Source organism: Cohnella rhizoplanae, assembly GCF_948329515.1.
Classification (GTDB): Bacteria; Bacillota; Bacilli; order Paenibacillales; family Paenibacillaceae; genus Cohnella; species Cohnella rhizoplanae.
Genome location: NZ_CAOJCN010000010.1, coordinates 89092 through 109962 on the forward strand (window position 1 = coordinate 89092; position 20871 = coordinate 109962).

Sequence of the window (20871 nt, forward strand, 5' to 3'; positions counted from 1 at the left end):
TACAGTTAAACTTTTAACGTCAGGATAGATGACCGTTTCTGCCGCGCGCAGGCGGTTATTTTTTATTAGCGGGGCATCATTAGTTTATAGACGCCTTGTGCATATTCTGCCTTTTAGCTTAAAATGAACGGAAGGTGCGTCCCTACGGACGCGAGCAGCAGCAAGGGGGATCATTCGTGACCGAACAAACGGACCTGTACGCGGAAAGCGCGGCACAGGCGGGTACGACATACGGGGCGGACGACATACAGATACTCGAGGGGCTGACCGCGGTCCGCAAGCGGCCCGGCATGTACATCGGCAGCACCACTTCCTCGGGCCTTCATCATCTGATCTGGGAGATCGTGGACAATGCCGTCGACGAGCACCTGGCCAAGTACTGCTCCAGGATCGACGTGACCGTCCATAGCGACAACTCCGTCACCGTCCAGGACAACGGGCGGGGCATCCCGACCGGTCTCCACAAGACCGGCGTGCCGACGCCGCAGGTCGTCTATACGATCCTGCACGCGGGCGGCAAGTTCGGCGGCGGCGGCTACAAGAAGTCGGGCGGCCTGCACGGCGTCGGCGCATCCGTCACCAACGCGCTGTCGCAGTGGCTCGAGGTCGAGATCTACCGCGAGGGCAAGACGCATCGAATGCGCTTCGAGACGTGGGTCGACAAGGAAGGCAAGGAGCACGTCGGCGAGCCCGTCACCGGACTCGAGGTGCTCGGGAATACGAACAAGACCGGCACCAAGGTTACCTTCAAGCCGGATCCGAAGGTATTCCACGGCAACGTCTCGATCAATTACGAGACGCTCTCCGAGCGGCTGCAGGAGATCGCCTTCCTGAATTCCGGCCTCAAGGTGACGGTGAAGGACCAGCGCTCCGGCAAGGAGGATGTCTATCACTACGAGGGCGGCGCCAGGCAGTTCGTGCAGTTCCTGAACGAGGAGAAGACGGTCCTGCACGACGTCATCCACTTCACGGCCGAGCGCGACGATATCGAGGTCGAGGTCGCGCTGCAGTACAACGACGGTTACACCGAGACGATCGCCTCGTTCGTCAATGCGATTCCGACGCGCGGCGGCGGCACACACGAGACCGGATTCAAGACGGCGTACACGCGCGCCATGAACGAATACGCCCGCAAGATCGGCCAGCTCAAGGAAAAGGACAAAAATCTTGAAGGCAGCGACCTGCGCGAGGGCATGATGGCCGTCATCAATATCAAGATGTCGGACGTCGAGTTCGTCGGCCAGACCAAGGACCAGCTGGGCAGCGCCTCGGCGCGCAGCGCGGTCGACGCCATCGTGGCGGAGAAAATGGCCGTATTTCTCGAGGAAAATCCCCAGGTCGGCCAGCAGCTCATCCGCAAGTCGGTGCAGGCGTCCAAGGCGCGCGAAGCGGCGCGCAAGGCGCGCGAGGAGATCCGCAGCGGCAAGAAGCGCAGCGAGAGCGCCAGTCTTGGCGGCAAGCTGTCGCCGGCGCAGTCCAAGGACTATACGCGCAACGAGCTGTTCATCGTCGAGGGAGACTCCGCAGGCGGCTCTGCCAAGCAGGGACGGGATTCCAAGTATCAGGCGATCCTGCCGCTGAAGGGCAAGCCGATGAATCCGGAGAAGGCTAAGCTGATCGATATTCTGAAGAACGAAGAATACAAGGCGATCATCGCGGCGACGGGAGCGGGCGTCGGTCCCGAATTCGACGTCGAGGAATGCAACTATTCCAAGATCATCATCATGACGGACGCAGATACGGACGGCGCGCACATCCAGGTGCTGCTCCTGACCTTTTTCTACCGGTACATGAAGCCGCTGATCGACGCGGGCAAGGTGTTCATCGCCCAGCCGCCGCTCTACAAGCTCACGCGCAAGTCGGGGAAGCTCGAGACCGTGCGCTACGCCTGGACCGACGAGCAGCTGCAGAATTATCTCAAGGAGATCGGCAAGGGCGCCGAACTGCAGCGGTACAAGGGTCTTGGAGAGATGAATCCCGATCAGCTGTGGGAGACGACGATGAACCCGGAATCGCGCACGCTGCTGCAGGTGCAGATCGAGGACGCCGCCAAGGCGGAACGCCGCGTGACTACGCTGATGGGCGACAAGGTCGACCCGCGCAAGCGCTGGATCATCGACAACGTCGACTTCACGGAATACGAGGAATGAGAACGGAGAGACCGATATGAGCTTGCTCGAGAACTTCTTGCCGGCGTTTCTGGAGGAGGTCGTTGGCGACCGCTTCGGACGCTATTCCAAATATATTATTCAGGACCGCGCCATACCCGACGTCCGCGACGGGCTGAAGCCGGTCCAGCGCCGGATCCTGTACGCGATGTTCGACTCGGGCAACACGCCGGACAAGCCGTACCGCAAGTCGGCCAAGACGGTCGGCGACGTCATGGGCAACTACCATCCGCACGGGGACTCGTCGATATACGACGGCATGGTGCGCATGGCGCAGCCCTGGAAGATGGCCCATACGCTCGTCGACGGACACGGCAACTGGGGCTCGATGGACGACGACCCGCCGGCGGCGATGCGTTACACCGAGGCGCGGCTGTCCGCGATCGCCTTGGAGCTGCTGCGCGATATCGACAAGCGCACCGTCCTGTTCAAGGATAACTTCGACAATACGACCAAGGAACCGGTCGTGCTGCCCGCGCGTTATCCGAACCTGCTCGTCAACGGCGTCAGCGGGATCTCCTCCGGCTTCGCCACCGAGATTCCGCCGCACAACCTGCGCGAGGTCATCGATGCGTGCACGGCGCTCATCGACAATCCGGAACTGGCCGTCGCCGATCTGATGAAGATCATGCGCGGGCCGGACTTCCCGACCGGCGGCAGGATAATGGGCGAGGACGGGATCCGCGAGGCGTACGAGACGGGCAAGGGACGTATCTACGTCCGTTCCAAGACGGCGATCGAGGACATGCGCGGCGGCAAGCAGCAGATCGTCGTGACCGAGATTCCATACCAAGTGGTCAAGTCCAAGCTCGTCAATGCCATCGATCAGCTGCGGCTGGAGAAAAAAGTAGAAGGCATCGCCGAAGTGCGCGACGAGAGCGGACGGGCCGGCATGCGCATCGTCATCGAACTGAAAAAAGACGCGGACGCCGAAGGCATCCTCGCGTATCTGCTGAAAAAAACCGATCTCCAGGTCGCGTACAACTTCAACATGGTCGCGATCGTCAACAAAGCTCCGCGCCAGCTCGGCGTGAAGGCGATGCTCGCGGCGTACATCGCGCACCAGCGCGAGGTCGTTACGCACCGGACGCAGTACGATCTGGAGAAGGCGGAGGACCGCGCCCACGTGCTCGAAGGACTCGTGAAGGCGCTGAACCTGCTCGACGCCATCATCGAGACGATCAAGGCCTCCAAGAACCGTCAGGACGCGCAGAACAATCTCGTGGCCAAGTTCGATTTCTCCGAACGCCAGGCCGACGCGATCCTGACGCTCCAGCTGTACCGCCTGACGAATCTCGAGATCCATTCGCTGGAGAAGGAACACGCGGAGACGGTCAAGAAAATGAACCAGCTGCGCGCGATCCTGAACAATCCGAAAAAGCTGCTCGGCGTGATCAAGGACGAGCTCGGCGAGATCCGCGGCAAGTTCGGCATCGACCGCCGCTCCGTCATTCAAGGCGAAGTCGAGGAGCTCAAGGTCAATCTCGAAGTGACCGTGCCGGCCGAAGAAGTGCTGGTAACGCTCTCCCGCCACGGTTACGTGAAGCGCACAAGCATGCTGTCGTTCACGCGATCCGGCGGCGATCTCGGCAGTACGGGGCTCAAGGAAGGCGACCAGCTGAGATGGAGCCTCCAGCTCAACACGCTGGACTCGCTGCTGCTGTTCACGCAGAAGGGGATGTATTACCAGCTGCCCGTGCATCAGATCTCCGAGTTCAAGTGGAAGGAAAACGGCACCGCCATCGTTAATCTGATCGCGCTGCCGAAGGACGATCGGATCATGGCGGTCATCCCGGTCAAGGCGGGCGAGTGGAAGACGCTGGGCGATCAGGGCGAGCAGGGGCCGGCGCTTGTGTTCGTCACGAAGCGCGGCCAGGTGAAGCGTACCTTGATGGCCGAGTACGCCACCAACCGGAGCGCGGCGATCGCGGCGGTCAAGGTAGCGGACGGCGACGAGGTCCGCTCGGTCTACAGGAGCGATGCGCCGACCGAGATCGTGCTCGTCACCGAGCAGGGGCTCAGTATCCGTATCCAGGAAGTCGACGTAAGCCTGCAGGGACGCGTCGCGGGCGGCGTTCGCGGCATTCAGCTGCGGGAAGGCGATGCCGTGGTAGGCGGTCTGCAGGTGGCCGGCGACGAAGGCGAGATTCTCGTCATCTCCGATTACGGCTACGCCAAGCGCACGCTGCTGCTCGATTATCCGCCGCAAGGGCGCGGCGGCAAAGGCATCCAGACGTTCGAGATCAAGGAAGGCAAGCGCGTGCGTCCGAACGGCACGCGGGTTGTTGCAGCCTATTATGTCAAGGACGACTTCGGCATCGTGACGGTCACGGCCGGCGGCGCCTACGGGGAGTTCAACACCGACAGCACGCCGCTGGAGGATCGCAGAGGCACCGGCAGGACCGTTGGGACGTTCGAGCGGACCGATGCGCTCGCCGAGACATATCCCAAGCCGCTGCCGCCACAGACGCATTGACGCAAGCAGACACCGGCCGCCCAGCGGCCGGTGTCTGTCTTTCGTTAATCGTAGGGACCGTCCTGCGGATCGTACCGGTCGACCCATTTCAGCATCATTTCCAATACGAACCACAATGGTACGGGCTCCTTCAGGCGGTGCAGCCATCCTGGGTCATCTATTATACCGGCCTCTCGCGCCATGACGCCGATCATCCGTATGCGTTCATCCTCCGTAGCCATGAAGACCTCTCCTTCTCGTGAATCCGCGCGCCCAGCGGATTGTGCCGCCAACTGTCAGCAGTATATGTCATAGGCTGTCGTCCCGTACCATTCCGTGCGGATTTATGACGTAAATAATTAATGCGCTTAAACTATCTTTCGACATCGCGTTTGCATATAATTAAAGGAGAAGAGATAGATCGGCATATTCTGAATAGAAGAGGTGAGCCAGAAGTGGAACCGGCTGCGGAATTCGTGAAGAGCTGGATGAAGCTCTCTAAGGATTGGCAAACTCAGATGGAAGCGGAGATGTCCCCCCAGCTGACGGGAGGACAGCTGCAGGTGCTGGAGCTGCTGCAGGCGCACGAGCCGATGAAGCCCTCGGAACTGCTGCCTCACCTGGAGACGACCCCGGCCGCGGTCACGACGCTGCTCGACCGCATGGAGCGCAACGGCCTCGTTAAGCGGACCCGCGACGACAACGACCGCCGCATCGTCTGGATCAGCACGACCGATTTCGGCCATACCGAGCGCGAACGAGGTCTGCGCGTCCGCAGCGATATCGTCAACCGCTCGCTTGACCGCCTGTCCGCCCATAACCGCCAGCTGCTCGTCTACCTCATCGGCAAGGTGTCGGGAACGAGAGACAAGAAGACCGCCGCCTCCGACGCCGGCGAAGAAGCGACCGCCATTCAGGCGACGTCTTGAGGGCGTCCCTAAGCCTGCGACGCCAGGAGCGGAGCCCATTCGCGTCATCACGATAAATGCTGAACTTTGCGAGCCGAGCGATCGGCTATTTTTTTTGCCACCATGCCGCCGAAGTTGCTAGTATAAGTACATAGAATTCAGATTCTTTTTATCTCGAATGAGGTAGAACGGCATTCGGAAGGAGCATCGAGTTACAGATGGGGAAGAGGTACCAGAATGCCGACGGCTCTTCGAACATCAAATCGTTCGCGGAGCTGCGGCAATGGCAGAAGGAACGCAAATCGAAGAAAAAGGATTTGTCTTATATCGTGCCGCGCGTCGAGCCGGATGCAGCGTTATTGGCTGCCAACAGAGCCGAACCGACCGTAACCTTTATCGGGCACTCGACCTTTCTCGTTCAGCTTGGCGGACTTAACGTCGTGACCGACCCCGTATGGGCGACGCGGATGGGCTTTGCCCCCAGACTGTCGCCTCCCGGCATACCGCTCCAATCGCTGCCGCCGATCGACGTCGTCTTATTGTCCCATGCGCATTACGACCATCTTCACCTGGGCAGCTTGCGCAGGCTGCCCGGCGACTTCGTCTCGCTCGTTCCCGAAGGCCTCGCAGGCTGGTTCAGGCGCAAGGGGTTCCGGCGTGTCGAAGAGCTCGCCTGGTGGTCCGAGAAGCGCGTCGGCAACGTGACGTTCGGCTTCGTGCCGGCCAAGCATTGGACGAGGCGAACCCCATGGGATACCAATTCGTCGCACTGGGGCGGATGGGTGATGCGCCATGATTCGGACTGTCTGTACTTTGCAGGCGACAGCGGCTACGACCGCCTCTTCCGCGAGATCGGCGCGAAGTACGGAGACATCCGCGTCGCGCTCGTTCCGATCGGGGCGTACGAGCCGGAATGGTTCATGCGCGGCTCGCATATGTCCCCCGAAGAAGCGGTACAGACCTTTCTTGACGTCGGGGCACGATTTTTCGTGCCGATGCATTACGGCGCGTTCCGCCTAGCGGACGATACGCCCAAGGAAGCTCTGGATCGGCTGCATGCCGAATGGGAACGGCGAGGCTTCCCGCGTGAGCGACTGTGGACGATGGAGCTCGGTCGCACGATACGTTGGTCCAAAGGCGAGACCGAACCTGGGTAAACCAAACAACCGCTCCAGCCCTAGGCTGAAGCGGTTGTTTATTTGTAACGCTATTCCGCGCTTTCCCAGCGCCCGTAAATCCCGCAAGGCAGCGTCAGACCGCTGCGCGTGATCGGCAATCCGATCTCGCCGGCGTCGATCTTGCCCCCATGACGGCGTCCGATGGACATGTGGAGCAGATTGTGCAGCACGGTCGGCGACAGGCCGGTCGTGTACGAGTTGACCAGCACGAACAGCGGATTGTCGGACAGGATGCTCTTGCATTCCTCCAGAAACGGATAGAGGTTGTCCTCGAGCTTCCAGGTCTCGCCTCCCGGACCGCGGCCGTAGGAGGGAGGGTCCATGATGATGGCGTCATACTGCTTGCCCCGGCGCTGCTCGCGCTGGACGAACTTGAAGACGTCGTCGGTAATGTAGCGCACGGGCGCCGATTCAAGGCCGGATAGGGTCGCGTTTTCCTTGGCCCACTGGACCATGCCCTTGGCGGCGTCCACGTGGCAGACCTCGGCGCCGGCGGCCGCTGCCGCTACGGTCGCGCCTCCCGTGTACGCGAACAGGTTAAGCACGCGGATCGGCCTGCCGGCTTCCTTGATCCGTTTCATCATCCAGCTCCAGTTGACCGCCTGCTCGGGGAATAGGCCCGTATGCTTGAAGTTGGTGGGCTTGATGTGGAAGCGAAGCGGACCGTAGGAGATCGTCCAGCGCTCGGGCAGCTGCTTGTTGAACTGCCATTGACCTCCGCCGGACGAGCTGCGGAAGTAGTGGCCGTCCGGCTTCTGCCAGTCCGCGGATTCCTTGGCGAGCGGCCAGATAATCTGCGGATCGGGACGTCTTAGGATGACGTCGCCCCAACGTTCAAGCTTGTCTCCGGCGCCGGTGTCGAGGAGCTCGTAGTCTTGCCAATCGGTAGCCATTCTCATGATTAGGGGTTAACTTCCTTTGCTGTTCGAATGTGAGCGGTCAGCGCGCCTCGTCGAGCGATTGGCACTCCGCCAGGAAACGGTATCCGAAGCCCCGTACCGTATGGATGTACACGGGCCGCGATGGATCGGGCTCGATTTTCTTGCGGAGATTGCTGATATGCACCATCAGGGTGCGGGTATCTCCCATGCTGTCCGTATGCCAGACGAGACGGTACAGTTCGTTCATCGCGAAAATGCGGTTAGGCTGGCGCGCCAGTACGCAGAGCAGCTCGAACTCCTTGGCCGACAACGGGAGCAACTCCCCGTCGCGCCGCACCTCGAACCCGTCCGGGTCGATCTCGAGACCGCCGTACGTCAGGATGCCTGCCGGTTCCTCCGCTTGCGGTCGCTCCCGCTGCCGGCTGCGCCGGATGTGCGCATGGACGCGCGCGACGAGCTGTCTCGGGCTAAACGGCTTGGTGATATAATCGTCGCCGCCCTCCGACAGGCCGAGCACGATGTCGGCATCCTCGCTCTTGCAGCTGAGGAACAGGATCGGCACGTCCGCGCAACTGCCGCCCCGCAGCGTCTTGCACAAGGCGATGCCGTCCATGTCGCCTAGCGAGACGTCCAGGATGACGAGATCCGGATCCAGCGCCTCCGCGATCCGCAATGCCTCTTGTCCGTTGTCCGCGGCATGCACCGCGAAGCCTTCCTTCGTCAGGAACAACCCGATCAGTTCGGTGATCTCGCGTTCGTCGTCCACGACGAGCACGGTGCCAATCGGTTTGCTCATGGTTTTTCCCTCCCATGCCATGCCATGTCAACGTCAGGCCGTACTTTATTATACTGAAAGCGTTGACGCCTTCGCAATGCGCGTTTACGATGAGAGCAGCGATGGAATACGGGAGCGATTGGAAATGAATGCAATAATACACAGGCGGGGAAGGACGGTGCTGATCGCCTTCGTCCTTTTCGCCGCGTTCGCCGGATTGACGTCGGGCTGCGCCTGGCGTGGCGGACAGCAGGACGACAAGCCGGTCGTGGAAAAGGGAGTCATGGACTTGTCCGGCTACGACTTCGGGGACCGGGGCACGCTGCCGCTCGCCGGGGAGTGGCTTTTCTCGTGGCGCTCGCAGCGGGTCGGGGCGGCCTTCGAGTCGACGATAGCCGTGCCGGGCATATGGGACGGTCAGCCGGACGGCCGCGGGGGGCGCTTGTCCGGGCAGGGCTTCGGCGTATATCGGCTGGAGCTGCGCCACTTGCCGCAGGGCGACCGGATGCTGGGCATACGGCTCCCGAATCTGTCTACGGCCTACGCGCTGTATATCGACGGCAGACGGGTGAGCGCCAAGGGACATGCGGGGGATTCCCGGGCTGCCACGGTGCCGTACCAGATGCCGGAGACGGTATACTTCAGTCCGACGGGGTCGACGGCCGCGATCGAGCTCGAGCTGTCGAACTTTCATCACCGGACGGGAGGCATCCGGAGCGCGCTCGTGCTCGGCACGCCGGAGCAGATCAAGCGCCTTGCCTTCGGCCATGAAGCGAGGGAGTTCATCGTGCTCGGCTGTCTGCTGATGATCGGCATCTATCATCTCGGACTGTACGCGCTGCGGCGCAAGGAGCTGGACAACCTGTTGTTCGCGTTTCTGTGCATCTGCGTCGCAGGCAGAATGAGCGTGATCGGGGAGGGCCTGCTGCCCCGGCTCGTCCCGGGTCTGACATGGACGGCGGCCGGCAGGCTGGAATACAGCTTTTTCTTGCTGAGCGCGCTGAGCGGGTTCGCTTACTTCCGCAGGGCGTACAGCAGGGAGATTACGCGGAGATGGACCTTCGTCGCATGCGGCGCGGCCGGCGTGCTCATGGGCATGACCTGGGCGCTGCCGATGCTGACCGCGAGCTCGCTGATCCACGTCTACCAAATATTCGTCGTCGTACTCTGCGGCGCTTCCCTTTACCTGCTTATCGTTGCCAGGCTGCGGGGGCGCGAAGGCGCGGCCTTTTCGCTGGTCGGCGTGGCCGGGTTCGTGGCGACGATTTTGAATGACATGTTTTTCTACAACGGATGGCTGCATTCGTTCGATCTGGTGCCGCTCGGGCTGCTGTTCCTCATCGTGATGAATTCCTTCATTATATCGCTTCGCTTCTCGCGCACGTTCGCCAAGGCGGAGAAGCTGTCGGCGGAGCTTCGCAAATGGAACGGGCAGCTAGAGGAGCGAATCGCCGAGCGGACGGAGGCGCTGCGCGCCGCGGAGCAGTCGAGAAGGCAGCTGGTCAGCAATATATCGCACGACCTGCGAACGCCGATGACGCTCATTCAGGGCTACCTGGAGGCGCTGCGCGACGGCGTCATCGCGGATTCGGAGCAGCGCGACGCAGCCATCGGCACGATGCTGAAGAAGGCGGAGGGTTTGAACGAGCTCATACGCGACCTGTTCGATCTGTCCATGCTCGAGGCGCGGCAGGCGCACATGAACTACGAATGCGTGCCGCTCCTGGATTGGCTTAGCCGCCTCGAAAGGGACTTCGGGATGGAAATGCGCACCAAGGGCATCGCGTTCACATGCGAATGTGACGGTCCGGGCATGCGGAGCGTGTATCTCAAGCTCGATGCGCACCGCATGGACAGGGTGATGTCCAATCTCATCTACAATGCCTTGAAGGCTACGCCGCGCGGCGGCGAGATCCGGATCGAAGCCAGGCGGGGGCCGCGGCCATTCGAGGCGGAGATCTCGGTGCTGGATAACGGAACGGGCATTATGCCCGAGGACCTGCCGCACTTGTTCGAGCGCTATTACGTCAACGATAAATTGAAAAATTCATCTGGGGGCAGCGGGCTGGGGCTGCCCATCGCGCGCGAGATCGTGGAGACGCACGGCGGGCGCATCGAGGCGCGCATCCGGGCCGAAGGCGGGAGCGCATTCGTCATCGCGCTGCCGACGATGCAAAAAATGAATTTGGAGGAATCAGAATGAAGTTAAACAGTGCGCAAAAACAAAGCGTGGCAGCCGCCATCGTCCTATTGCTGGTATTGCTGGGTACGATCACGTTACTTAGATCGGGAGGTTACGGCGGATGGGACCAAGCAGCCGCGGATGCGGCGGCGAAAAGCCGTTCGGAGAGCTGGACGCGCCTGTGGCGGACCCTAAGCGACATGGGCCAGACCGCCGTTATCGGCGGAATCACGCTCCTGTCGGCTGCCTGCTGGGCATGGCTTCGCTCCTGGCGGATCGCGGCGTCGTTCGTGGGCGTCGTGCTGGTCGCCTACGTATCCCAGATGGCGCTCAAGTCCGCGTTCGGATGGGATCGTCCCGCTAATGCGTGGGGTATCGAATATGACGGGTACGGTTATCCGAGCGGCAATGCCGCGATCGCCTCCGCGTTGTATGGCTGGTGGCTGGTGCTAGGCGTCCTGGCGATGCGCGGGCGCGCAGCGAAGAACGCGGCATGCGCGCTGGCGATCGCGCTCATCGCGGCGACGGGGTGGAGCCGGATCTATTTCGGCGTCCATTACTTGTCCGACGTGGCGGCCGGTTATTGCGTCGGCGGGATCTGCGCGCTGGCGGCCGCGCTCATTTGCTCTTGGCGACGCCGGACCTGACGGATTTCGTGCGCTCGCCTTCGACGATGCCGAGGAGAAGCCCGATCGACAGCTGGCGCTGCTCCTGATCCATCGATTTGAACAGCTCGAGGATCTTGTATTCCTGCGTCTCCGGGGGATGCTCGATCCGCTTGGTACCGCCGCCGCCGATGATATAATCGAGCGATACGTTGAAGTATTGGGCCAGCTTGATGAGCGTGTCGTATACGGGATGGCGGTTGTTGATCTCGTAGTGGCTGTAAGCGGATCTCGTGATGCCGACTTGCCGCGCCACTTCCTCTTGGGACAAATGGCGTTCGAGGCGAAGCTGTCGAAGGCGGTCTCCCATGCTCATAGCGATGTCTCCTTGCTATATTAAGTGGACTATTTGTTTATAACTGTATGATACAAAGTGTATCATGTCAAGCGTTTTCATTGCATTGGGACGATTTCTTTTACGGCGGTCATCGGTTATAATAGTTTAGAATCATTATAATCTGCATGGCGGCACGATGGCCTGCGGACGAGGGGGCAAGCCCGATGGCAGCGATCGACGACCAATTGACTAAAATAAATAAGCAGTTGTTAAGCAAAGGCTATAAACTGACCTCGCAGCGCGAAGCGACGGTCCGCGTGCTGCTGGAGTACGAGCAAGACCACCTGAGCGCAGAAGAAGTATTCATGCTCGTGCGCGAGGTATATCCGGACATCGGGTTGGCGACCGTGTACCGCACCCTGGAACTGCTCGCCGAGCTGCACATCGTCGAAAAGATGAACTTCGGGGACGGCGTAGCCCGGTTCGACCTGCGCAGCGATGAGAACGCCCATATGCACCATCATCTGATCTGCACCGTCTGCGGGCGGCTGAAGGAGATCAAGGAAGACTGGCTCGGAGAGCTGGAAGAACGTCTGGCGCGCGAGTACGGCTTCGCCGTGACCGATCATCGTCTGGAGTTCACCGGTACCTACGGCAATTGCCAGCGCGAAGGGTGCAAGCGGGCGAATAAGGCGGTCTCCTAATTCTGCCGACGATCTGCGTAGCGGCCGCAGGCAGTGGCCTCTGGCCCCCGCGGGACGAAGCGTCTTGCTTCGTTTTGCCGGGGGTCTTTTGACATTCGGGGCAAATGGACGAAAGGGGCAATCGTCATGTTATCCGAAGCATGGCGGCGGTATGAGCCGTTCATCCGGGGCCTGCCGCTCAAAGAACGCTACGATAAGGCCGATCTGCTCGTGCCTGATACGCTGTTGGAGAAGAAAGGTGAGGTGGAGATTTATTACGCGCCGCATGCCGAATACGCGAACCGCGCCGCTCGCCTGCTGATCGTCGGCTTGACGCCGGGCTGGCAGCAGACCGAACTCGCCTACCGCAGCGCGAGGCTCGCGTTCGAACGGGGAGCCTCCGGCGAGGAAGCGAGCCGGGAAGCGAAGCTGGCCGCGCGCTTCGCCGGCAGCATGCGCGTGAATCTGATCGGCATGCTGGACGCGCTCGGACTAGGGCCGCGCTTCGGAACGGGAGATGCCGCAGCTTTATTTAATGAATCGAATGAGGCGCTGCATACGATGGCCATGCTGCCGCATCCGGTATTCGCGGCCGGGAAGAACTATACGGGACATCAGCCGCCGCTCTCTCCGGGCAGCTTCCTCTACGAGCTTGCGGTCCGTTCGCTCAGGGACGAGCTGTCTCCCTACAGAGATGCGCTGGTCATCCCGCTCGGTAAGTCCGTCGAGCTCGTCTGCAGGCAGCTCGAAGCCGAGGGCGCGCTCCGGGGCGACCGGTGCTTGTGGGGCTTCCCGCACCCGTCCGGCGCCAACGGGCACCGCCACGCGCAGTTCGAACGGGGCAGGCCGGAGATGCTCCGCATCATCGCTGAATTGGCGTAACTGTTATACGATCGGTTACAATAGAAGTGAATTCATATCGAGGAGGAGAAGCGCAAGTGAAATTCAGCCAACTGGGCAAGTCCGGCATTAAAGTCAGCAAGCTATGCCTCGGAACGATGAACTTCGGCGTCGACACGGACGAGAAAGACGCGTTCAGAATGATGGACGCGGCGCTCGACGCGGGCATCAACTTCTTCGACACGGCTAATGTTTACGGTTGGGGCGAGAACTCCGGCCGCACCGAAGAGATTATCGGCCGCTGGTTCGCGCAGGGCGGAGGCCGCCGCGAGCGCGTCGTGCTGGCTACCAAGTTCTACGGCGATATGAGCGACGCCAGCGACGGTCCGAACGGCGCCGCTGGTCTGTCCGCCTACAAGCTGCGCCGCCATCTCGAAGGCTCGCTGCGCAGGCTGCAGACCGACCATATCGAGCTCTACCAGATGCATCACGTCGACCGCAACGTGTCGTGGGACGAGCTGTGGGACGCCTTCCGCATCGCGCAGTACCAAGGCAAGATCGGTTATGTCGGCTCGAGCAACTTCGCCGGGCGCGACCTCGTCAAGGCGCAGTACGAAGCCAAGTCGAAGGGCATGCTGGGACTCGTATCCGAACAGCACAAATATAGCCTCATCACGCGGCTGCCGGAGCTTGAGGTGCTGCCGGCCGCGCACGAGCATGGCATCGGCGTCATCGCCTGGAGCCCGCTGGACGGCGGCCTGCTGAGCGGCCATGCGCTGAACCCGGCGCCGGGCTCCAAGCGCGCGAGCGACCAGACGCGCGTGGAGAAGTACCGTCCGCAGCTCGAGGCGTTCGCGAAGCTGGCGAGCGAGCTCGGCGAGACCGAAGCCAATCTCGCGCTGGCCTGGACGCTGGCGCATCCCGCGATGACGGCGCCGATCATCGGTCCCCGCACGATGGAGCAGCTCGAGGGCGCGCTGCGCGTCGTCGATATCGAGCTTAGCCAGGAGACGCTGAAGCGCCTGGACGAGATTTTCCCGGGGCCCGGCGAGGCGCCGCGGGCTTACGCCTGGTAAAAGTGATACTTATCATAGGAAAGCCCGTTTGCAACCGCAAACGGGCTTTTTGCATGTCGAATATGGTATACCCAGCCATACTTAATCGACAAGAATCGATGAATTATGATGGAATTCGCCAAGAATTGGATGTAATATTTGTGGTTTGCCCTTATAATGATTACATGCTATGCCTTCGTTTAGAAGCGCAAGATCCGGCAGGGAGGCCCCTTCATGACGCACACGCACGGTACATACGATCTCTCGCTCGTCTTGCTCTCCTATATTATCGCCGTACTCGCATCCTATACGACGCTCGATCTAGCCGCGCGCATCAGCCGCGCGAGCTCGGGCAATCGCGCGCTGTGGATCGGCTTCAGCGCTGCGATCATGGGCATGGGCATCTGGTCGATGCACTTCGTCGGCATGCTGGCGCTGCGGCTGCCCATGGCCGTCAAGTACGACAATGTCCTCGTCATCATATCCGCCGTAGCCGCGATTGCGGGCTGCTTCGCCGGACTTTATCTTGCCGCCAAACCCGGCTTGGGATATAGGCGCCTGCTGCTGGCAGGGGTCTGTCTCGCGACGGGGATCTGCGCGATGCACTACATCGGCATGGATGCCATGAAGATGGAGATCAACTACTCCCCCTTCGTCGTGACGTTGTCGGTCGTCATCGCGCTGGTCGCTTCCGTAGCCGCGTTGTGGCTCGGTTTTGTCTACCATCGCCAGCAAAAGCGCTTCGCCATCCGCAAGAAGGTGGCGAGCGGCTTGATCATGGGCGCCGCGGTGGCCGGCATGCACTACACGGGCATGCAGGCAGCCGCGTTTCCGATGCACCATATGGACATGCACGGCGGCACGGGCATGTTCACGAACCAGCGGCTGCTGGCCTACGGCGTCGTGGTCGGGACGCTGCTCACGCTAGGTTTGTCGCTGGCCGGCATCGTGATCGCCAAGCGGTTCGCCGCCAAGCAGCTGCGGATCGAAGAGAGCCAGAACTGGTACAAGGCCATCTACGACAGCATTACGGACGGGATCATCACGCTCGGACTCGACCGGCGGATTACGGGGCTCAATCCTTCCGCGGAGCGGATCGTCGGCGCGCATCAATCGGCGCTCATCGGGATGCCGCTGGAAGAGCTGCTGCGCGTCGCGAGATCCGAGCGTACCATGGACCTGGATCATATTCTGTCGCTGGCCGAGCAGGGCAAGCATCAGCAGTACGAGACGGTCGTCGTGAACGCCAAGGACGAGCGGCTCAATCTCTGGGTCTCGATCGCATCCGTCAGCTCCGGTCAAGACTCCGTAGGCATGTACATGAAGCTTCGGGATATTACCGAGGAGAAGTCCAAGGAAGAGCATATCCGAAAAATGGCGTACGAGGACGATCTGACCGGCCTTCCGAACCGCCGCATGTGGCAGGAACGCCTCACTTCCGCAGCCTCCGAGCTGGGCAAGCACCGCAATTGCTTCGCCATCATGGTGCTCGATATCGACCGCTTCAAGCTGATTAACGATTCGCTCGGGCATCAATACGGCGATCAATTCCTGAAGGACGTGTCGGAGAGAATCGCGCAAGCGCTCGAAGGCAGCGGCGCCGAGCTCGCGCGGTTGGGCGGGGACGAGTTCGCGATTCTGGTGATGGACGCATGCAGCAGGGAGGACCTGTCCGCGCTCGCCGAGGACATCGTCCATCAGATTCAGCGTCCCTATCCGCTCCATCACCAGGATTACTATGTGACGGCCAGCATCGGCATCGCCGTGTGCCCGGAGCATGGACAGCAGCCGGACCAGCTGCTGCGGCATGCGGACCTGGCTATGTACGAGATCAAGAAGCAAGGGAAAAACGGCTATCGCTTCTATCAGCCGGAGTTGAACGACAGGCTGGAGGAGAGGCTCGAGCTGGAGCGCGACTTCAGGCAGGCGCTGCCGCGCAACGAGCTGGAGCTCTACTATCAGCCTCAGGTCCGTTCGTCCGACGGCGTGATGATCGGCGTAGAGGCGCTGGTGCGGTGGAATCATCCGCGCAAGGGCATGATCTCGCCCGGCGTGTTCATTCCGCTGGCGGAGGAGATCGCGCTGGTAGGCGCGCTGGGCGATTGGGTGCTCCGCCAGGCATGCCGGCAGATGCGCGAGTGGCATCAGGCGGGCGGGCCGCTGGTACCGATCTCCGTTAATCTCTCGTCGCAGCAGTTTTACCAGTCCAATCTGGACGAGCATATCGCGGGCATCCTGACCGAATGCGGTCTTGCGCCGCAGTATCTGGACCTTGAGATTACCGAGAGCATGATGATGGACGTGGACGTGTCTACGCAGATCCTGAACCGGCTCAGCGCGCTCGGCGTCCGCATCAGCCTCGACGACTTCGGGACGGGCTACAGCTCGCTCAGCTACCTCAAGCATTTTCCGATCCACAAGCTCAAGATCGACCGCTCCTTTATCCAGGATATAACGGAGAGCGAGAGCGACCGGGCGATCGTCGCGACGATCATCTCGATGGCCGAGCATCTCAAGCTCGACATCATCGCGGAGGGCATCGAGACCAAGGAACAGCTCGACATTCTGCGCGCCCAGTCGTGCAGGGAGATCCAGGGTTATTATTTCAGCAAACCGCTTCCGGCGGAAGAGATCGAACGCAGCTTTTTCGAACCGCTCCGCGAAGGCAAGATTCGAGCTTGACGCAAACATAATAAGAGCCGGCGGTCATGGACCGCCGGCTCTTATCTTATTCATTCTTATCTCTAATCCTCGGATACGTCCGCGAAAATCTCCTCAAGCTCCTCGTCCGCTACCATCGTGATTCCGGAGGGATAGACGCGGCGTCCGTACTCGCTCAGCATATATCGCATGATCGATTCTTTGAGGTTCGCTTCGACCAGGTACCGGCTGCGTCCTTCGACCCACACTTCCGCAGTGAAGCCTTGCTCGTCATCCCACGAGAGCTCGACCTCCACGGAAGTGACCGGTACCTGCTGCCGTTCCGAAGTGTGCAGGCATACCGCGTTTACGATCTCGTCCGTCGTCAGCCGCATATCGGATTACCAGCGGCGCGAGTTATCGTTGGGACCCTGCGGCTGATGCTGTCTGCGACGGCGCAAGGAATTCACGATGCCCATGATCAGGACGACTACGAAGAAGATGGCGGCGAGGTTAATCAACAGTCCGAGCATGTCGCCGAAGAAGCCCATGCCTCCGAACATCCCGCCGAACAGCATGCCGGCGATGCCGCCGATCATCAGACCCTTCATAAAGCTGCCGCCGCTCGTGAATCCGCGCTTAGGCGTCGTCGTGCCGGCCCCCGCCGTCGTGCCGCTGCTTTTGTTCGTGCTGCTGGATACGTTGTCCTGCGCCTTCGCAGGCGTTTTGGTGAACGAGCGCTTGCTGGAGCTGAAGCCCTTGCGCGCCGCGTCCGCGGCGTCGGCAGGAAGGACGACGGCTGCCGTAAAGGCGAACAGCGTGAATACGAGCAACATTTTTTTCCACATACTGTACGATTCCTCCTGTGTGATTGAGATACGTTCGGTAATACGGGAAAATGCGCGAACGGTTTCATTTTTCGCCGTTTTTACGTATGCTTGTGCATATCGGATCGCGAAGCGAAGGAGAACGTCTGCGATATGAACTCATTATTCCCTATTCCGGAACCTTTTGTGCAATATCTGGCGCAATATCACGGGACGCGCGATTATTTTGAATGCCATGAGATCATGGAGGAATATTGGAAGGAGAAAAAAGAAGCCGCCTACGAAGGCAGCTGGCTGGTGCTGATCCGGATCGCCGTCATGCAGTACCATGCGCGCAGAGGCAACCGCAGCGGCGCCATGAAGTTGCTGGAGAAGGCTGCCTCCGAGATCGAACCGGAACGCATGGACGAGCTCGGCTTGGACGGCTATCGGCTGAAGGAGATGCTTGAACGCCGAAGGCAAGCATGGAGGACCGCGTCGGACGTCGCATACGACGACTTCAATCTCCCGATCGTCGACCGCGAGCTGCTGGCCGAGGCGATCCGCGGTGCCGAAGCGCTCGGCGCCGAGTGGTTGTCTCCTGGCGCGCTCGCGGAAGAGAGCATCCTGCATCGTCATCTGCTGCGGGACAGAACAGAGGTCGTCGAAGCGCGGCAGGCGTCGATAAAAAAGAGGAGAGGCTTCTAAAAAGAAGCCCCCCCCTAAGCGGCGGCTATTCCAGCAGCGCGCTGGCGTCGCTCTGCGCCGCCAGATATTCGTAGCCGTCGGTCACGAGTTCCAGCGCGCCGGTCACCGGATCGATGATCAGACCGTGGATCGGCGTGCCCGGAGGCAGGAGCGGATGGTTGCGCACGATCTCCACGCTTTTCTCCACGCTGCTCTTGACGTTCTCGAAGCCGGTCAGCCAGCGGTTGAAGTCGACGCCGGAGTTGTGCAGCATGCGGATCGTGTCCTGACGGATTCCGCGGTTCATCATATGGCCGACGACGATCTTCGGATCGATGCCCGTCATGCCGCAGTCGTGATGGCCGATGATCATGACTTCGTCGCCCTTAAGTTCGTACAGCGCGACGATAACGCTCCGCATGATGTTGCCGAACGGGGCCGTGATGATGGCGCCCGCGTTTTTAATGATCTTGGCGTCGCCGTTGCGGATATTGAGCGCCTTCGGCAGCAGCTCCGTAAGGCGCGTGTCCATGCAGGTGACCACGACGAGCCGTCGGTCGGGCGCGTTCGTGTTGACGTACTTTTCATAATCCTTGTTTTCTACGAACGCTTGGTTAAAGCTCAGGACTTCGTCCAACTTCCTCATGTCGATTGACTCCTATCCGCTAATGATGAGTGCTTGCTGAAGTTCTCAGATCTACGGCTCCCAGCCTGTTCGTATAAATCTGTCCGTCGCTGGATAGCTTGAAGCTGCGGGTCGAGGCGTCATAGGATACCCTGAGCACGTCGTCGAAGTATACCGCATGCTGGGGCTCGTACCACAGCTCGACCTGCGCGCTGTCCGCGCGCAGGTCCCCGGGCGCCGGTTCGTCGACCGCCCACAGGAACGGAACGCCGTTCACGGCGCAGCCGCATCCCTCGTTGTCCGACACCAGCTTCCAGACGCGGACCGGCGGATCGAACTTCGTCCGCAGTGCGGCCGCGGCGTCATCGCTCCACTCGATTCTCATCGTTCATCGCTCCCTAGCCAGTGTTGTAAGACCGTTATGTTGATTATAGAGATCGAGGCAGGTATGATCAAGGGGTCTGCTATTCATTTGGTAGTGAAAGGGATGAAATCGGGATGAGCGAAATAGCCGCCGCGAAAGAAGCTGCGATCGAACGATTCCGCGAACTGACGACCCGGATCAAGCATTACGAGGAGCTGCTCGGCGTCGTGTATTGGGATATGCGGACCGGCGCGCCGCGCAAGGGCATCTCGCAGCGCTCGGAAGCCGTCGGGACGCTGTCATCGGAGATGTTCCGCCTGTCGACCTCGGAGGAGATGGGCAAGCTGCTCGAGGAGCTGTCCGGATCGCAGACGCAGGACGGGCTGACCGACATCGACCGCAAGTTGATCAAGGAGACGCGCAAGGAATACGAGCGCAACCTGAAGATTCCGCCCAAGCTGTACCGCGAATATGTGGTGCTGACCTCCCAAGCCGAGACCGAGTGGGAAGAAGCCAAGGCGAAGAGCGACTTCAAGGGCTTCCTGCCTTATTTGAAGCAAATTATCGAATATAACCGCCGCTTCATCGAGCTGTGGGGCGTCAAGGGGACGCCGTACGACACGCTGCTGGACATGTACGAGCCCGGCACGACGACGGCCGACCTCGATCGTCTGTTCGGCGAGCTGCGCAAGAGACTCGTGCCGCTCGCCGAGGAGATCGCGAGCCGCGGAGACAAGCCGGATACGGCGTTCCTGCAAGGGAAGTTCGACAAGGACGCGCAGAAGCGCTTCAGCCTATATACGCTCGGTCAGATGGGCTACGACATGGAAGCGGGCAGACTCGACGAGAGCGTGCATCCGTTCGCGACGGGTCTCAGCACCGGCGACGTGCGAATCACGACCCGGTACCTCGAAGACGATCTGACGAGCGCGCTGTTCGGCACGATCCACGAATGCGGACACGCGCTCTACGAGCAGAACGTCGATCCCGCGCTGAACGGCACCCCGCTATGCGGCGGCACGTCGATGGGCATCCACGAGTCGCAGTCGCGCCTGTGGGAGAACATGATCGGGCGCAGCCGCGGCTTCTGGGAACGGTATTTGCCGGAGCTGGCCAAGGCGTTCCCGGTACAGCTCGAGGGCGTGAGCGCGGAGGCATTCTACCGGGGCATCAACGTCGTCGAGCCCTCGCTCATCCGGATCGAGGCCGACGAGTTAACCTATAACATCCATATCATGATTCGCTACGAGATCGAGAAGATGCTGTTCAACGAGAATCTGGATCCGGAACGCCTCGAGGAAGTGTGGAACGCCAAGTATAAAGAAGCGCTCGGCATCGAGCCTTCGAACGCGGGCGAAGGCGTGCTCCAGGACGTCCATTGGTCGGGCGGCATGTTCGGCTACTTCCCTTCGTATTCGCTCGGCAACATGTATGCGGCGCAAATGCTCAAGACGGCGGAGCGCGAGCTGCCGACGCTGCACGAGGATATCGCGGCGGGCCGCCTGCTGCCTCTCAAGGAATGGCTCACCGAGCGGGTGTACCGTCACGGCAAGATGCTCGAGCCGGGAGAGATTATCCAGCGGATCACCGGAGAGCCGCTGCAATCGACGTACCTCTGCGATTATTTGGAGGAGAAATATAAAGAGATCTACCGGCTGGGATAACTTCGGAATGAAGCGGTA

The 20871-nt window shown here is 60.7% G+C and carries 20 protein-coding genes; 12 read left to right on the top strand and 8 right to left on the bottom strand.

Annotated elements, in window-relative coordinates; genetic code table 11:
• The first annotated feature begins 176 nt into the window (after positions 1–176).
• On the top strand, positions 177–2150 hold the full coding sequence (gene parE, locus PQG80_RS16040; protein WP_271752413.1) for a DNA topoisomerase IV subunit B: 1974 nt from the start codon (positions 177–179) through the stop codon (positions 2148–2150).
• Positions 2151–2166: 16 nt separating this feature from the next.
• Positions 2167–4644 (top strand): DNA gyrase subunit A, encoded by a 2478-nt coding sequence (gene gyrA, locus PQG80_RS16045; RefSeq protein ID WP_271752414.1) that lies wholly within the window; start codon positions 2167–2169, stop codon positions 4642–4644.
• 44 nt (positions 4645–4688) lie between these two features.
• Here gyrA and PQG80_RS16050 read toward each other — a convergent pair whose 3' ends face one another.
• Complete coding sequence (locus PQG80_RS16050) at positions 4689–4865, bottom strand: hypothetical protein (RefSeq protein WP_271752415.1); 177 nt, start codon at positions 4863–4865, stop codon at positions 4689–4691.
• Positions 4866–5078: 213 nt separating this feature from the next.
• Here PQG80_RS16050 and PQG80_RS16055 point away from each other — a divergent pair, with 213 nt between their 5' ends.
• On the top strand, positions 5079–5552 hold the full coding sequence (locus PQG80_RS16055; protein ID WP_334219822.1) for a MarR family winged helix-turn-helix transcriptional regulator: 474 nt from the start codon (positions 5079–5081) through the stop codon (positions 5550–5552).
• Between the two features lie 197 nt (positions 5553–5749).
• Positions 5750–6688, top strand: coding sequence for an MBL fold metallo-hydrolase (locus tag PQG80_RS16060; RefSeq protein ID WP_271752416.1), 939 nt, complete (start codon positions 5750–5752; stop codon positions 6686–6688).
• A 50-nt stretch (positions 6689–6738) separates the two neighbouring features.
• On the opposite strand, the gene PQG80_RS16065 is transcribed toward PQG80_RS16060, so the two are convergent.
• Both PQG80_RS16065 and PQG80_RS16070 read right to left on the bottom strand, forming a co-directional pair.
• Positions 6739–7608, bottom strand: coding sequence for a class I SAM-dependent methyltransferase (locus tag PQG80_RS16065; protein ID WP_271752417.1), 870 nt, complete (start codon positions 7606–7608; stop codon positions 6739–6741).
• A 40-nt stretch (positions 7609–7648) separates the two neighbouring features.
• Positions 7649–8386, bottom strand: coding sequence for a response regulator transcription factor (locus PQG80_RS16070; RefSeq protein WP_271752418.1), 738 nt, complete (start codon positions 8384–8386; stop codon positions 7649–7651).
• A 124-nt stretch (positions 8387–8510) separates the two neighbouring features.
• Here PQG80_RS16070 and PQG80_RS16075 point away from each other — a divergent pair, with 124 nt between their 5' ends.
• Together PQG80_RS16075 and PQG80_RS16080 are read left to right on the top strand one after the other, a co-directional pair.
• Positions 8511–10568 carry a sensor histidine kinase gene (locus tag PQG80_RS16075; protein ID WP_271752419.1) on the top strand — a complete coding sequence of 686 codons (2058 nt, stop codon included), beginning with the start codon at positions 8511–8513 and terminating at the stop codon, positions 10566–10568.
• A complete protein-coding gene (locus PQG80_RS16080) occupies positions 10565–11194 on the top strand; it encodes a phosphatase PAP2 family protein (protein ID WP_271752420.1) in 630 nt (209 codons plus the stop codon). Before PQG80_RS16075 ends, PQG80_RS16080 begins: the two co-directional genes overlap by 4 nt.
• Here PQG80_RS16080 and PQG80_RS16085 read toward each other — a convergent pair.
• Complete coding sequence (locus PQG80_RS16085; protein ID WP_271752421.1) at positions 11166–11528, bottom strand: helix-turn-helix domain-containing protein; 363 nt, start codon at positions 11526–11528, stop codon at positions 11166–11168. The two genes, PQG80_RS16080 and PQG80_RS16085, sit on opposite strands and share 29 nt — an antisense overlap.
• A gap of 185 nt (positions 11529–11713) precedes the next feature.
• Here PQG80_RS16085 and fur point away from each other — a divergent pair, with 185 nt between their 5' ends.
• From fur to PQG80_RS16105, 4 genes are all read left to right on the top strand, one after another.
• Positions 11714–12193 (top strand): ferric iron uptake transcriptional regulator, encoded by a 480-nt coding sequence (fur, locus tag PQG80_RS16090; RefSeq protein WP_271752422.1) that lies wholly within the window; start codon positions 11714–11716, stop codon positions 12191–12193.
• A gap of 126 nt (positions 12194–12319) precedes the next feature.
• On the top strand, positions 12320–13054 hold the full coding sequence (locus tag PQG80_RS16095) for a hypothetical protein (protein ID WP_271752423.1): 735 nt from the start codon (positions 12320–12322) through the stop codon (positions 13052–13054).
• A 56-nt stretch (positions 13055–13110) separates the two neighbouring features.
• Positions 13111–14088 carry an aldo/keto reductase gene (locus tag PQG80_RS16100; RefSeq protein WP_271752424.1) on the top strand — a complete coding sequence of 326 codons (978 nt, stop codon included), beginning with the start codon at positions 13111–13113 and terminating at the stop codon, positions 14086–14088.
• A 213-nt stretch (positions 14089–14301) separates the two neighbouring features.
• The gene (locus PQG80_RS16105; RefSeq protein ID WP_271752425.1) at positions 14302–16749 is read left to right on the top strand and encodes an EAL domain-containing protein; all 2448 of its coding nucleotides are present in this window, start codon (positions 14302–14304) and stop codon (positions 16747–16749) included.
• Between the two features lie 62 nt (positions 16750–16811).
• On the opposite strand, the gene PQG80_RS16110 is transcribed toward PQG80_RS16105, so the two are convergent.
• Both PQG80_RS16110 and PQG80_RS16115 read right to left on the bottom strand, forming a co-directional pair.
• Positions 16812–17102, bottom strand: a complete 291-nt coding sequence (locus PQG80_RS16110; RefSeq protein ID WP_271752426.1) for a DUF2653 family protein — start codon at positions 17100–17102, stop codon at positions 16812–16814.
• Between the two features lie 6 nt (positions 17103–17108).
• Entirely contained in the window at positions 17109–17555 is a 447-nt protein-coding gene (locus PQG80_RS16115) for a hypothetical protein (protein ID WP_271752427.1), read from the bottom strand.
• Between the two features lie 132 nt (positions 17556–17687).
• On the opposite strand from PQG80_RS16115, the gene PQG80_RS16120 reads away from it, so the two are divergent.
• Positions 17688–18221, top strand: a complete 534-nt coding sequence (locus tag PQG80_RS16120) for a DUF309 domain-containing protein (protein ID WP_271752428.1) — start codon at positions 17688–17690, stop codon at positions 18219–18221.
• 25 nt (positions 18222–18246) lie between these two features.
• Here PQG80_RS16120 and PQG80_RS16125 read toward each other — a convergent pair whose 3' ends face one another.
• Both PQG80_RS16125 and PQG80_RS16130 read right to left on the bottom strand, forming a co-directional pair.
• Positions 18247–18846: a beta-class carbonic anhydrase gene (locus PQG80_RS16125; protein ID WP_271752429.1), complete on the bottom strand. Its 600-nt coding sequence runs from the start codon at positions 18844–18846 to the stop codon at positions 18247–18249.
• Positions 18847–18865: 19 nt separating this feature from the next.
• The gene (locus PQG80_RS16130; protein WP_271752430.1) at positions 18866–19210 is read right to left on the bottom strand and encodes an iron-sulfur cluster biosynthesis family protein; all 345 of its coding nucleotides are present in this window, start codon (positions 19208–19210) and stop codon (positions 18866–18868) included.
• A gap of 113 nt (positions 19211–19323) precedes the next feature.
• On the opposite strand from PQG80_RS16130, the gene PQG80_RS16135 reads away from it, so the two are divergent.
• The gene (locus PQG80_RS16135) at positions 19324–20853 is read left to right on the top strand and encodes a carboxypeptidase M32 (RefSeq protein ID WP_271752431.1); all 1530 of its coding nucleotides are present in this window, start codon (positions 19324–19326) and stop codon (positions 20851–20853) included.
• Positions 20854–20871: the final 18 nt, after the last annotated feature.